Annotated in this window: 10 protein-coding genes; 5 read left to right on the top strand and 5 right to left on the bottom strand. The window is 73.6% G+C overall.

What is annotated here, in order from left to right:
• Positions 1 to 45: 45 nt before the first annotated feature.
• On the top strand, positions 46 to 519 hold the full coding sequence (locus tag ACFW22_RS30520; protein WP_386410736.1) for a hypothetical protein: 474 nt from the start codon (positions 46 to 48) through the stop codon (positions 517 to 519).
• A gap of 273 nt (positions 520 to 792) precedes the next feature.
• Entirely contained in the window at positions 793 to 1,836 is a 1,044-nt protein-coding gene (locus ACFW22_RS30515; RefSeq protein WP_386410733.1) for a LacI family DNA-binding transcriptional regulator, read from the top strand.
• A 129-nt stretch (positions 1,837 to 1,965) separates the two neighbouring features.
• On the opposite strand, the gene ACFW22_RS30510 is transcribed toward ACFW22_RS30515, so the two are convergent.
• Together ACFW22_RS30510 and ACFW22_RS30505 are read right to left on the bottom strand one after the other, a co-directional pair.
• The gene (locus ACFW22_RS30510) at positions 1,966 to 2,529 is read right to left on the bottom strand and encodes an AAA family ATPase (RefSeq protein ID WP_386410730.1); all 564 of its coding nucleotides are present in this window, start codon (positions 2,527 to 2,529) and stop codon (positions 1,966 to 1,968) included.
• Positions 2,530 to 2,593: 64 nt separating this feature from the next.
• Complete coding sequence (locus ACFW22_RS30505) at positions 2,594 to 3,553, bottom strand: EamA family transporter (protein ID WP_386410727.1); 960 nt, start codon at positions 3,551 to 3,553, stop codon at positions 2,594 to 2,596.
• A gap of 89 nt (positions 3,554 to 3,642) precedes the next feature.
• Between ACFW22_RS30505 and ACFW22_RS30500 the strand changes: the two genes are divergently transcribed.
• Together ACFW22_RS30500 and ACFW22_RS30495 are read left to right on the top strand one after the other, a co-directional pair.
• Entirely contained in the window at positions 3,643 to 4,554 is a 912-nt protein-coding gene (locus tag ACFW22_RS30500; protein ID WP_386410724.1) for a LysR substrate-binding domain-containing protein, read from the top strand.
• A 186-nt stretch (positions 4,555 to 4,740) separates the two neighbouring features.
• The gene (locus tag ACFW22_RS30495; protein WP_386410721.1) at positions 4,741 to 6,561 is read left to right on the top strand and encodes a glycoside hydrolase family 3 protein; all 1,821 of its coding nucleotides are present in this window, start codon (positions 4,741 to 4,743) and stop codon (positions 6,559 to 6,561) included.
• 73 nt (positions 6,562 to 6,634) lie between these two features.
• Here the strand turns inward: ACFW22_RS30495 and ACFW22_RS30490 are convergent, their stop codons facing one another.
• From ACFW22_RS30490 to ACFW22_RS30480, 3 genes are all read right to left on the bottom strand, one after another.
• Positions 6,635 to 8,080: a S28 family serine protease gene (locus ACFW22_RS30490; protein ID WP_386410718.1), complete on the bottom strand. Its 1,446-nt coding sequence runs from the start codon at positions 8,078 to 8,080 to the stop codon at positions 6,635 to 6,637.
• A 99-nt stretch (positions 8,081 to 8,179) separates the two neighbouring features.
• Entirely contained in the window at positions 8,180 to 8,626 is a 447-nt protein-coding gene (locus tag ACFW22_RS30485; RefSeq protein ID WP_386410715.1) for a hypothetical protein, read from the bottom strand.
• A 164-nt stretch (positions 8,627 to 8,790) separates the two neighbouring features.
• Positions 8,791 to 12,591: an ABC transporter ATP-binding protein gene (locus ACFW22_RS30480; protein WP_386410712.1), complete on the bottom strand. Its 3,801-nt coding sequence runs from the start codon at positions 12,589 to 12,591 to the stop codon at positions 8,791 to 8,793.
• Between the two features lie 171 nt (positions 12,592 to 12,762).
• Between ACFW22_RS30480 and ACFW22_RS30475 the strand changes: the two genes are divergently transcribed.
• Positions 12,763 to 13,137: a hypothetical protein gene (locus ACFW22_RS30475; RefSeq protein WP_386410709.1), complete on the top strand. Its 375-nt coding sequence runs from the start codon at positions 12,763 to 12,765 to the stop codon at positions 13,135 to 13,137.
• Positions 13,138 to 13,254: the final 117 nt, after the last annotated feature.

Here is a 13,254-nt window from a genome sequence, read left to right as displayed (position 1 = left end):
CGTCACCGAGCCGTCGACGCCATCGACATGAGGGGAAACGACCACATGAAGTGGATCAGGAGTCTGGCCATGACGGGTGCGGCCGCGGCACTGGCCGCCGGCCAACTGCTGGCCGGGAACGCGTCGGCCGCTCCCGCGGACGGCCGGGCGGACGCCCTCCAGCAGAAGGTCGACTCCTTCCTGGCGAGCCATCCCGGGGAACGTCAGATCGCCGCGGGCAAGGCGACCATGCCCGGAGGGTCCGTCACCTTCTCCACCACCGGCACCGCCGACGCCACCGCCCTCAGTTGCGGCTACGGGCACCTGTGCATCCAGGACGGCAACGGCAGCCGCTGGGACTACTACTCCTGCGGTTCCTACGACTTCTACGGGATCGGTGACGGGTACTTCAACAACAACCAGACCGCGGGCACCGTCGCGAAGTTCTACAACCGGGACGGCAGCCTCAGGTGGACCAGCAGGGCCCCGCAGAGCGGAACGGCCTCGTGGACGCCGGTGTGGCACATCCGTCCGTGCTGAGTCGACCCCTCGGGGTCCGGTGTGGCCCGGCACTCCGCCTCCACGTCGGTGGGGGCGGAGTGCGCCGTTCGGGGCAACGGGCCCGGGCCGGGAGGTCTCGCCGTTGCCGGGGCCGCCCCGTCCGCGCCGGGCGAGGACCGAGCGGACCGGGTGCCGCCCGAACCGACCGGGTGTCGGCGGTACCCCTCCCTCCGGGGGGAAGCGCTTCCCCCAGGGGGTGGCGCTAGCCTGCGGACCAACGTCGCCGACGAGGGCCCTGGAGGTACGCACACGATGACCGTCACCTTGGCGGACGTGGCCGCCCGCGCACGGGTCTCCCCCGCCACCGTCTCCCGCGTCCTCAACGGCAACTACCCCGTGGCCGCGTCGACCCGGGAACGGGTGCTGCAGGCCGTGGACGAGTTGGACTACGTCCTCAACGGCCCCGCCAGCTGCCTCGCCGCCGCCACCTCCGACCTGGTCGGCATGCTGGTCGACGACCTCGCCGACCCCTTCTTCGCGATCATGGCCAGTGCGGCGCAGGGCGCCATCGGGGAGGGCGGCTCGGCGCGCGGCGGGGGAGAGAAGCTCGCCGTCGTCTGCAACACCGGCGGCTCCCCCGAGCGCGAGCTGACCCATCTGACCCTGCTCCAGCGACAGCGGGCCGCCGCCGTGATCCTCATGGGCGGGTCCCCGGAGGACCCGGAGCACCTCGCGGCGACGGCCGCGAAGCTGGCCAGACTGACGGGGGCGGGGACCCGGGTCGTCCTGTGCGGGCGCCCGCCGGTCGCCGGCGACGCCCACGCCGCGGCCCTCGTCTTCGACGACCGCGCCGGTGCACGGCTCCTCACCGAGCACCTGCTCGGGCTCGGCCACCGGCGCATCGGTTACGCGGCGGGGCCGGCCGACCGGAGCACGACCCGGCACCGCCTGGAGGGACACCGGGAAGCGCTCGCGGCGGCCGGCGTCGCCGAGGGGCCGACGGTGCACGGCCCCCACGACCGTCGCTCCGGCCGCGCGGCGACGGCCGAACTCCTCGCCCGGGACCCCCGCCTCACGGCGGTCGTCGCCGCCGACGACACGGTGGCGCTCGGCGTCTGCGCGGCCCTGCGGGAACGGGGCCTGTCGATTCCCGACGACGTGTCGGTCGCGGGCTTCGACGACCTGCCGTCCTCGGTGGACGCGGTCCCGGCCCTCACCACGGTCCGCCTCCCCCTCCACGAGGTCGGCGTGCGCGCGGGCCGCCTGGCGGTGGGCGCGGAGGAGCAGGCGGCGGGGCCGGAAACGGTCCCGGGGGAACTGGTGGTGCGGGGGTCGACGGGGCCGCCGCGGGGGTGAGCGACCGGTCGTCGGTCCGGAGGCCCGCCGTCCCCGGGGAGCCGGTCGGGGCGGGCCGCCGGAGGAAACGGAGTCGGTGGCCGGATCGAGGGGCCGGGGGCGGCGAACGGCGGCGGCGCCGTTGGCGGTTCAGCGCTCCGGCGTGAGCCCCGTCGCCGCGAGGACCGCATCGACCGTCTCCTCGACCGTCTGGTCCGCGCTGTCGATCCAGACGCCCTCCGCGGAGAGTTCGGCGCGCATGGCCCCGTCCAGGAAGGCCCAGTTCGTCGTCAGCTTCTTGTCGCGGGCGTTGTTGCGTTCCCACGCCGTGTCGGGTCCCGGGGCCAGGACCACCACGTGGAGCGGGACCGCCTTCACCTGGGCACGGTAGAAGTCGAGGTGGGAGCGGCGCACGACCACGTCGTCGAGGACCGGCAGGAAGCCCGCCGCGGCGAAGCTGTCCGCGAGCAGGCAACCGCCCCTGGCCCGCAGCAGGATCTGGCGGTCCGCCTCCGGGTCGCCCTCGGGGGTCGGCCGGCGTCCGCCCCGGACGATCAGTTCCTGGAGGCGGTCGACCTCGATGTGCGCGGCGCGGGCGAAGCGGGCCGCGAGGGCCGCCGCGACGGTGGACTTGCCGCTGCCGGGGATCCCCACCAGCAGGAGGGCGCCGGGGGCGGGCCCGGTGCCGTCGACGACGACGTCCTCGAAACCCATGCGGCGGCGTTCCTCCTGCTGCGTGCGGTCACACGGGGCTGTCCGTGGGGCCGGTGCGGACGGCTCATGGTGTCGCTCCCCCGTCCGGCGTCGACAGCGGCACCCTACTCTCCGGCTCCGCAACGGTCCTCCGCCGGATCGTCGCCAGTGCCACTCCCCCGACGAGCAGGGCCGCCGCGCACCAGCGGAGCGGGGTCACCGGTTCCCCCAGGACCAGCGCCGCCGAGGACATGCCGAAGACGGGGACGAGGAGGGAGAAGGGGGCGACGGAGGAGGCAGGGTAGCGGCGGAGCAGGAAGCCCCAGGCGCCGAAGCCGAAGACGGTCGTGATCCAGGCGACGTACACGAGGGTCCCGACGCCCGCCCAGTCGAGGCCGCGCAGCGCTTCGAGGTCGCGCTCGGGGCCCTCCAGCAGGAGGGAGAGGAGGAGCAGCGGCAGGACGGGCACGGTGCTCACCCAGACCATGAAGTTGAGCGCGTCGGGCGGTGCGGCCTTGCGGGTCAGGACGTTGGAGACGCCCCAGCAGGCCGCGGCGGCGATCACCAGGAGGAAGCCGGCCGTCGAGCCGGTCGCACCGTCCTCGACGGCGGCGACGCCGATACCGGCGAGGGCGACCGCCATGCCGAGGAGTTGGATGCGCGCCGGGCGCTCGCCGAGGGCGGCAAAGGCGAACAGGGCGGTGAAGACGGCCTGGACCTGGAGGACGAGGGAGGAGAGTCCGGCCGGGGCCCCGAGGTCCATGCCGGTGAAGAGCAGTCCGAACTTGGCCACGCCGAGGACGAGTCCGACGCCCAGGATCCCCTTCCAGGGGACCTTGGGAGGGCCCACCAGGAACACCGCGGGCAGGGCGGCGGCGAGGAAGCGGAGGGCGGAGAAGAGCAGCGGCGGGAAGTGTGCGAGCCCGATCTCGATGACGACGAAGTTGACCCCCCAGACGGCGGCCACCAGGGTGGCGAGGGCGAGGTGGGCAGGGGTGGGACGGCCCGGGCCGGGACCGGCCGGGGCCACAGGGGCGGAGCGCATGTCGTCGAGCATGGTCGTCGCCCACCGTGTAGCACCAGCACGGGTTCCTTCATGGTGGGATGAAGCGTTCCTACATCGAGGAGAGGCCCGTGTTGGATTTCGGTCGCCTTCGGGCCCTGCACGCCGTCGCCGTCCACGGCAGCGTCGGCGCCGCCGCCACGGCCCTCGGGTACACGCCCTCCGCGGTCTCCCAACAGATCGCGAAGCTGGAGCGGGAGACCCGGACGCCACTGCTGGAACGCCGTGGGCGCGGCGTCCGGCTCACCGACGAGGCCCGCCACCTCGCCTCCACCGCAAGCCGACTGCTGGCGCTGGTCGAGGAGGCGGAAGTACGGCTCGAAGAGGGGCGCGGCCGGCCCGCCGGGCGGCTGACGATCGCCTGTTTCGCGAGCGCGGCGCGCGGTCTGATGCCCCGGGCGCTGGCGGAGCTGGCCCGGCTCCATCCCGACCTGGACGCCCGGCTCTCGGAGGTGGATCCGCACCTGTCGGTCGACCTGGTGGCGCGGGGGGTGGTCGACCTGGCGGTGGCGCACGACTGGGACATCGCGCCGCTGCCGACGCCGCCGGGGGTGGAGCAGGCGGTCATCGGGGACGACCTGTGCGACGTCCTGGTGCACCGGGACCGTGCGGTGGCGGCGCGGGAGTCGGTGCGCCGGGAGGAGTTGGCGGCCGAGCGGTGGATCTCCCAGCCGCCGGGAACGGTCTGCCACGACTGGCTCGTGCGGACCATGCGGGCGACGGGGTACGAGCCGCTGATCGTGCACCGGGCGGAGGAGAACCACACGCAGGTCGCCCTGGTGGCGGCGGGTCTGGGCATCGCGCTGGTGCCGCGCCTGGGGCGCGGGGCGCTGCCGCCGGAGGTGGTGCCGGTGCGGCTCGATCCGGCGCCGACGCGCAGGCTGCACGCCGTGTGGCGGACGGGTGCGGCGCGCCGCCCGGCGATCCGGGAGACGGTCCGTATGCTCCAGGAGCTCTGGCCCTCGATCGCTTCGGACGGGTGAGCCGCACGGCGGGGCGGACGGCGGTCCGTCGAAGGCCCGCGGGGAAGCATCCGGGATCCGCCGGAGACCGACCGGACGGCGCGCGCGGGCGATTGCTGCCCGGACCCTTGACCTGACAGTTACTTTCAGGCTATCCGTGACGCCTTGGAAGTTTCCTTCAATCTTGCACGGCAGGAAGGAGCACCAGTGCAGCACCGCACCCCCGCCCCCTCCCGACGCACCCTCCTCACCGTGACGGCCGCCGCCGCGGCGGCGGCCGTCACCGGCTTCGCCGCGCCCTTCGCCCACGCGGAGGGGGGCGACCAGGCGCTCCGACGGCTCATCGACCGCATGTCGTTGGAGGAGAAGGTCGGCCAGCTGTTCGTGATGCGGGTCTACGGCCACTCCGCCACCGCCCCCGACCGGGCGGACGTCGACGCCAACCTCGCGGAGATCGGCGTGCGCACCGCGGCGGAGCTGGTCGAGCGCTACCACGTCGGCGGCATCATCTACTTCTCCTGGGCCCACAACACCCGCTCGCCCCAGCAGATCGCCGAGCTCTCCAACGGCATCCAACGGGCCGCGCTGGCACGGCCCGTCCCGGTGCCGGTGCTCATCTCCACCGACCAGGAGCACGGCATCGTCTGCCGGGTCGGCGAGCCCGCCACCCTGCTGCCCGGGGCGATGGCCCTCGGCGCCGGGGGATCGCGCGCGGACGCCCGCACGGCCGCTCGGATCGCGGGCGCCGAACTCGCCGCCGTCGGCATCCGGCAGAACTACGCACCGGTCGCGGACGTGAACGTCAACCCGGCCAACCCGGTCATCGGCGTCCGCTCCTTCGGCTCCGATCCGCACGCGGTCGCCGGTCTGGTCGCCGCCCAGGTGCAGGGGTACCAGCGGGCCGGGGTCGCCGCCACCGCCAAGCACTTCCCGGGGCACGGCGACACCGCGGTCGACAGCCACCACGGCCTGCCGACGATCACCCACACCCGGGAGCAGTGGGCCGAGCTCGACGCCCCGCCGTTCCGTGCGGCGATCGAGGTCGCAATCGACTCGATCATGACCGCACACATCGTGGTCCCGGCACTCGATCCCAGCGGGGACCCGGCGACGCTCTCCCGACCGATCCTCACCGGCATCCTGCGCGAACGGCTCGGCTACGACGGGGTGGTGGTCACCGACTCCCTCGCCATGGAGGGGGTGCGCACCAAGTACGGCGACGAGCGGGTCCCGGTGCTGGCCCTGCTCGCCGGGGCCGACCAGCTGCTCAACCCGCCGAAGCTGGACGTGGCCTGGAACGCGGTCCTGGCGGCCGTCAGGGGCGGCGAACTGACGGAGTCCCGGCTCGACGCGTCGGTCCTGCGGATCCTGCGGCTCAAGGCGAAGCTGGGGCTCTTCCGGCAGCCGTACGTGACCCGGGCGGGCGTCGACCGGGTCGTCGGCACCGCCGCACACCTCGACCGGGCGGACCGGATCGCCGAGGCCACGACGACGCTCCTGCTCAACGAGGACGGCTTCCTGCCGCTGGACCCGGCCTCGCACGGCTCGGTCCTCGTCGTCGGCGCGGATCCGGCCTCGCCGTCCGGGACGACGGGCCCGCCGACCACGACGCTCGCGACCGCCCTGACGGAACTGGGCTTCGCCGCGACCGCGCTCTCCACCGGGATCAGCCCGACCGCCGCGAAGATCGAGGAGGCGGTGGCGGCGGCCACCGGCAGGGACGCGGTCGTGGTGGGCACGTACAACCTGTCGGCGACCAGCCCGCAGCGCACGCTGGTGGCGCGCCTCGTCGCCACCGGGGTGCCCGTGGTGACGATCGCGATCCGCAACCCCTACGACGTCGCCTGGATCGACGGCCAGCGGGCGACCCTCGCCGCCTATTCCTGGACCGACGTCGAACTCCGCTCCTCCGCACGGGTCCTGGCCGGTCGGGTCCGCCCCCGCGGGCGCCTCCCGGTCCCGGTGCAGAGCGCGGAGGACCCGACGCGGGTCCTGTACCCACTGGGGCACGGGCTGTCGTACGACTGATCCGGCGGCACGGCGGCGGGGCGCTCCGGTCCGTGACCACCGGGACGCCCCGTCCCCCGTCGCTCCGGGGGCGTTACGGCCGCAGGCCGTGCTTCCGGGTCGCGTCCTCGTCGACCGCCGCGTCGAGACCGCCGTCGAAGCGGGCGAGCGGCTGCGCCGCGCGGACGGCCGGGGCGGGAACCCCGGCCCAGGCCAGGATGCGGGCGGTGGCGTGCTCGCGCTCGGACTCGGCGAGTGCGGCGACGTTCGCACCGTGGTTGGCGCCCTGCGCCACGTACACGTAGCTGTCGCGCGCGCCCTTGCCGAGGCGGAACTTCTCGGAGACCCAGGGGTCGTTGCCGCCGTAGACGAAGAGCATCTGGTGCGCGTTCCTGCGGATCCAGCCGTCGACGTCGCGCATGGCCTGCGGCGAGAACTTCATCGGGATCCCGCGCGGCACGAAGCTGCTGGCCGGTTGGTAGCCGTAGCGGCTCAGACCGTTCAGGTGCGGCTGCTTGATGGTGGGCGCGCCGAGTTCGGTCGCCGCCTGGTAGTAGTACGGCATGTAGTAGTCCAGGCCCTGGTCGGTGTAGGTGGACCAGCCGGAGTAGGCGTCGATCGTCTCGTAGACGGTGTCGTCGCTCGCGGTCGCCGCCTCCGGGATCCGGTCGCAGAAGGCCTCGCCGTAGTACTGCCAGAAGCCCCAGACGAAGTCGAGGACGACCGCTTCGTAGGCCTTGTCGAGGGAGCCCAGCGTGTTGAAGGTGGCGCCCTCGGACCCCGCCCAGGCCCGGTACTTCTCCTCCAGCGGCTCGCGGCGGACGAGGGCCTCGCGCTGCACGTCGTTCAGGCGGTCGCGGCAGTCCTTCGTCCCGACGGTCTCGAAGAACCGATCGTAGGCCGAGTCCTCCTTGTCGACCACGTCGTTGGGGGCCACGTAGGCGACGACGCCGTCCATGTCCCCGGGGTAGAAGCGCTCGTAGTACGTGGCGGTCATGCCGCCCTTGGAGGCTCCGGTGGAGAGCCAGTTCTGGCCGTAGATCCGCTTCAGCGCCGTGTAGATGCGGTGCTGGTCGCTGGCCGCCTGCCAGATGTTCAGCTTCGACCAGTCGGCCGGCTGCGGGCGGGACGGCGTGAAGAAGCGGTGCTCCATGGAGATCTGGTTGCCGTCGACGATGCGGGTCGGCTCGCTCCGGCTCGGGTTGGTGTTGAGCCCGTAACCGCTGGTCCGGAAGACGGTGGGGCGGTCGGTGCCCTTGTGCAGGACCGAGATCCGCTGCTTGAACGTGCCCGCCCACGGGCGGTGGTGGTCGACCGGCTGCTGGTACTCCAGGACGAAGAAGCGGTAGCCGGCGTACGGCTTCTCCTCGATCAGGCTCAACCCGGGGATCGCCAGGAGGCGGTCCTTGATGTCCGTGCCCTGCAGGTCGGTGACGGACGTGCTGCGGGTCTCCGCGTCCGCGGCGGTGGCCACGCCGGTCGACCCCACGGTGCCCATGAGCAATGAAAGCGACAGCGCCCACCTCAGCGACTTGCTCATTCGCCCTCCCCTTGGTTCACAACGGTGTCGCGAACCTAGCGGGGTCAACGTGCGTACCGCCAGACCCAGTTGACCCTTACGCTTGGACTTTCCTGTGCATCAGCACAGGATCCAGCCAGTGGTCGTTCCGCGGCCCGCCACCGAACCGGACGCCCGGACGCAGCGGTTGAGGGCGTGGACGGTGACGGGCACCGTCTGCCGGTCGAACCGGCCCGACCGGACGACGGCCCGACCGCCGCGCGGCTGGAGCGAGACGGCCATCGGACGGCGGGGCCCCGGGCGTTTGGCGACGGTGACGGCGCAGACGTACTGGCGGGTGCGGTAGAGGCGCAGCTCCCCGGTGGGGAAGGCGATCGTCCGGGTGGGGCGGCCCTGGCAGACGGAGGCGGCGTCGGCGGTCCCGCTGCCGGGCCCGGGGAGGAGCAGCAGCGAAAGGGCCGCGAAGAACGGCACGAGCACGCGGGCGAGGACGCGGGTGGACGGGACGGCACGGGCAGGGGTGCGGGCGGGCGTCGGACGACGGCCGCGCCTTTGGGACCGTTCCATGGGCATGCGTTCCCCTCCCGGGCGAGTCGTCGTACGGCCGTACGACGCACGGTGTCCCGGAATGGTTGCCTCCCCCGCCCCGGCCCGTCCGCGGTGTCCCGTTCCACACCCCGCGGACGGCGCCCCGGAATCCGCCCGGCCGCCCTTGGCGTCCGGGCGGCCCCTCACACCCGCTCGGGCTCCGCCGCCCCGACGAAGGCGCTCCACAGCGCCGCGTACCGGCCGCCGAGGGCGAGGAGTTCCTCGTGGGTGCCGTCCTCCGCGACCCGGCCGTGGTCCATGAGGACCACGCGGTCGGCGCGGGCCGCCGTCGACAACCGGTGGGCGACGATCAGGGTGGTGCGCGGACCGGCGTCCGACGGGAGGTCCGTGCGGCGGCCCGCGAGGCGGTCGGTGGCCTGGTTGACCCGCGCCTCGGTCGCCAGGTCCAGGGCCGCCGTGGCTTCGTCCAGGAGCAGGACGTCCGGGTCGACGAGCTCGGCCCGGGCCAGGGCGATCAGCTGGCGCTGCCCGGCCGAGAGGTTCCGGCCGCGCTCGGCGACCTCGTGGAGGTAGCCGCCGTCGAGCGTGGCGATCATGTCGTGCGCGCCGACCGCGCGGGCCGCCGCCTCGACCTCGGCATCGGTCGCCCCGGGGCGACCGTAGGCGATGGCGTCGCGGATCGTCCCGGCGAAGAGGTACGCCTCCTGGGGGACCACGCCGAGCCGGCGGCGGTACGCGGTGAGGTCGAGGTCCCGCAGGTCGGTGCCGTCGACGGTGACCCGACCGGCCGTCGGGTCGTAGAACCGGGCGACCAGCTTGACCAGGGTGGACTTGCCGGCGCCGGTCTCGCCGACGAAGGCCACCGTCTGCCCGGCGGGGACGTGCAGGTCGATTCCGGTCAGCGCGGCCTCCGCCCCGTCGGCGCCCTCGCCGCCGTACGCGAAGGACACGCCCTCGAAGGCGATCTCGCCGCGCAGTGCGGGCACCTCCCTGGGTGCCTCGGCGGCGGCCGTGGACGTCGGCTCGCGCAGGAGCTCCTGCATCCGCTTCAGCGAGACGGCGGCCTGCTGGTAGCCGTCGAAGACCTGCGAGAGCTGCTGCACGGGGGCGAAGAAGAGGTCGATGTAGAGGAGGTAGGCGACGAGGGCACCGGTGGTGAGGGTGCCCGCCTCGATCCGGTTCGCGCCGACGATCAGGACGGCGGCGGCAGCGGCCGAGGACAGCAGGGTCACGAACGGGAAGTAGATCGAGATCAGCCACTGGCCCCGGACGCGCGCCTCCCGGTAGGAGTTGCTGCGCTCCGCGAACCGGGCCGCGCCCGAACGCTCGCGACGGAAGGCCTGCACGATCCGGAGGCCGGAGACCGACTCCTGGAGGTCGGCGTTGACGACGCTGATCCGCTCGCGCGCCAGCTCGTACGCCTTCACGCTCGACCGGCGGAAGTAGTACGTGGCGACGGCGAGGACGGGCAGGGTCGCGAAGACGACCAGGGCGAGCTGGAGGTCGAGCACCAGCAGCGCGACCATGATCCCGAAGAAGGTCACCACCGAGACGAAGGCGGTGACCAGGCCCGTCTGCAGGAAGGTCGACAGGGCGTCGACGTCCGTGGTCATCCGGGTCATGATCCGGCCGGTGAGCTCGCGTTCGTAGTAGTCCAGGCCGAGCCGCTGGAGCTGCGCGAAGATCTTCAGGCGGAGCGCGTAGAGGACCCGCTCGCCGGTGCGGCCGGTCATCCGGGTCTCGGCGGTCTGCGCGACCCACTGCACGAGGACGGTGACCAGGGCCAGCGCGGAGGCCGCCCAGACGGCGCCGATCGCGAGCCGGTTCACGCCCTCGTCGATGCCGTGCCGGATCAGGACCGGCAGCAACAGGCCCGCACCGGCGTCGAGGGCGACCAGCCCGAGGCTGATGAGCAGGGGGAGGCCGAAGCCGCGCAGCAGCCGGCGCAGGCCGTAGGAGTCCTCGGGGGACACGGCCCGGGCCTCGTCGACGTCCGGGGCGTCGACGGCCGGCGGCAGGGCCGCGACGGCGGCGAGCAGTTCGGGGGTGGCTCCCCCGTGGCCTTCGGCGCGGGAAGCGCCCCCGGGCACGGACGTGCCGCGGTCGGCGGGGTCCTCCCGCACCCACAGGGCGGGGGTGATGCCCCGCTCGGCGTCGAACTCGGCGTCCCACTCGGCCCGCAGCGTGCGGTCCTCGGGAACCTCCGTCGGGGTGACGTGGCCGGGCGAGACGGCGCCGAGCTCCTCGGGGTCGGTGAGCAGGCGGCGGAAGAGCGCGGAGCGCTCCTCCAGCTCGGCGTGGGTGCCGATGTCGGACAGTCGGCCGTCGTCGAGGACCGCGATGCGGTCGGCGAGGCCGAGGGTGGAGCGGCGGTGCGCGATGAGCAGGGTGGTGCGGCCCGCCATGACCGACTTCAGGGCCTCGTGGATCTCGTGCTCGACCTTGGCGTCGACGGCGGAGGTGGCGTCGTCGAGGACCAGGATCCGGGGGTCGATGAGGATCGCGCGGGCGAGCGCGACGCGCTGGCGCTGGCCGCCGGAGAGGGTGAGTCCGTGCTCGCCGACGGTGGTGTCGTACCCCTGGGGGAGCTCGGCGATGAAGCGGTCCGCCCGGGCGGCGCGGGCGGCGGCCTCGATCTGCTCCCGGGTGGCGTCCGGGACGCCGTACGCGATGTTCGCGGCGATCGTGTCGGAGAAGAGGAAGGAGTCTTCGGGAACGAGGCCGACGGCGGCGCGCAGCGAGTCCTGGGTGAGTTCGCGGACGTCCAGGCCGCCCACCAGGACGGCACCGTGGGTGACGTCGTAGAAGCGCGGGAGGAGCAGCGAGACGGTCGACTTGCCGGAGCCGGAGGCTCCCACGACGGCGACGGTCTCGCCGGGTCGGATCTCCAGGGAGAAGCCGTCGAGGACGGGGCGCTTCGTGCCGGCGGCGTCCTCGTACGCGAAGGAGACGTCGTCGAACTCGACGGCGGCGGGGACCCCGGCGGGCAGCTCCTTGGTGCCGTCCCGGATGACCGGTTCGGTGTCGATGAGTTCGAGGACCCGCTCGACGCCGGCGCGGGCCTGCTGGCCGACGGTGAGGACCATGGCGAGCATCCGGACCGGGCCGACGAGGGAGGCCAGGTACGAGGAGAAGGCGACGAAGGTGCCGAGGGTGATCTGGCCCCGGTAGGCCAACCAGCCGCCGAGGGCGAGGACCGCGACCTGGCCGAGGGCGGGCACGGCCTGGAGGGCGGGGGTGTACTTGGCGTTCAGCCGGATCATCCGCAGCCGACCCGCGAACAGCTTCCGCCCGGCCTCGCGGATCTTGCCGGTCTCCTGCTCCTCCTGGCCGAAGCCCTTGACGACCCGGACGCCGGACACGGCCCCGTCGACCACTCCGGCGACGGCGGCGGCCTGCTGCTGCGCGTGCCAGGTGGCCGGGTGGAGGCGGGTGCGGCTGCGCTTGGCGATGAACCAGAGGGCGGGGGCGACGGCGAGCGCGACGAGGGTGAGCGGGACCGACAGCCAGGCCATGACGGTCAGCGAGATCAGGAAGAGCAGGATGTTCCCGATGGTCATCGGGAGCATGAACAGCAGGCCCTGGATCAGCTGGAGGTCGCTGGTGGCCCGCCCGACGACCTGCCCGGTGGACAGCTCGTCCTGCCGTCGCCCGTCGAGGCGGGTGATGGTGTCGTACATGTCCGTGCGCAGGTCGTGCTGCACGTCGAGGGCGAGCCGGCCGCCGTAGTAGCGGCGGACGTAGGTGAAGGCGTAGACGAGGGCGGCGGCGCCTATGAGGAGGCCGGTCCACACCCCGAGGTCCCGGGTCTTCGTCCCGATGACGTCGTCGATGATCACCTTGGTGACGAGGGGAACCAGGGCGAGCACGGCCATGCCGGCGAGCGAGGACCCGAGCGCGAGCAGTGTGTTCGCCTTGTAGCGCCAGGCGTAGCCGGCGAGTCTGCGCGCCCATCCCTGCTGTTCCTGCCCGACCGCCGCCACCAGTGGCCTCCCGTTCGTCCTGTTCTACCGGAAGGCCCAACACGGCGGAGGCTCGTTTTCATCCCTCGCGGCGTCCGGCGTGGCGGACACCGGTCACCCGCGCACGCGAAGCGCCCTTCCGGGGTAGGAACCCCGGGTCGGATGGCCGCAGTGGAAGGAAAGGAGAGGTCCGTGGGACGGGTCGAGGACGGGAGGCCGTACCGGTGGGGGCGGCTCTACGCGGCGTTGCGTGCGGGGCAGGGGTTCGCCGCGGTCGGCCGGGTGGTGCCGGTGACGGCCGGGGAGCTCAAGAGGGCGACGGGCAGCCCCCGGGCGGTCTTCGAGGGCTTCCTGCGGACCGCGGGCCTCGACGTGCTGGCCGCCCGGCAGCGGGGCGGGGCCGTCGCCGAGGCGGCGGCGGTGGCCTTCGCCGACGTGGCACGGCTGATATCACCCGAGCCCATGGCCCGCACCAACCTGACCCTGGCGGAGGCGGAGCACTTCCGCCAGGGGTACGAGGCGCAGCTCGCCGCGTACCGGAAGGCCTGGGAGGGGCTCGTCGGCTGAGGGCGGCGGGCCCCCCCCCCCCCGGGCCCGGGCGGGCCCCTCCCCCGGGGGACAGGGGGGTGGGGTGGAAAAAACAAAAGAGGGCCGGGGGGCCCCCCCCCCCCCCGGGGGGGGGGG

The organism is Streptomyces sp. NPDC058872 (genome assembly GCF_042743065.1).
Taxonomy (GTDB): Bacteria; Actinomycetota; Actinomycetes; order Streptomycetales; family Streptomycetaceae; genus Streptomyces.
The sequence above is the reverse complement of the archived record's forward strand: the minus strand, read 5'-3'. Positions and strand labels throughout refer to the sequence as shown.

What these genes read in the sequence shown, in the direction of transcription:
- ACFW22_RS30485 (WP_386410715.1), bottom strand. Translation starts at nt 8,626, where the DNA reads ATGGAACGGTCCCAAAGGCGCGGCCGTCGTCCGACGCCCGCCCGCACC.
- ACFW22_RS30520 (WP_386410736.1), top strand. Translation starts at nt 46, where the DNA reads ATGAAGTGGATCAGGAGTCTGGCCATGACGGGTGCGGCCGCGGCACTG.
- ACFW22_RS30490 (WP_386410718.1), bottom strand. Translation starts at nt 8,080, where the DNA reads ATGAGCAAGTCGCTGAGGTGGGCGCTGTCGCTTTCATTGCTCATGGGC.
- ACFW22_RS30505 (WP_386410727.1), bottom strand. Translation starts at nt 3,553, where the DNA reads ATGCGCTCCGCCCCTGTGGCCCCGGCCGGTCCCGGCCCGGGCCGTCCC.
- ACFW22_RS30515 (WP_386410733.1), top strand. Translation starts at nt 793, where the DNA reads ATGACCGTCACCTTGGCGGACGTGGCCGCCCGCGCACGGGTCTCCCCC.
- ACFW22_RS30510 (WP_386410730.1), bottom strand. Translation starts at nt 2,529, where the DNA reads ATGGGTTTCGAGGACGTCGTCGTCGACGGCACCGGGCCCGCCCCCGGC.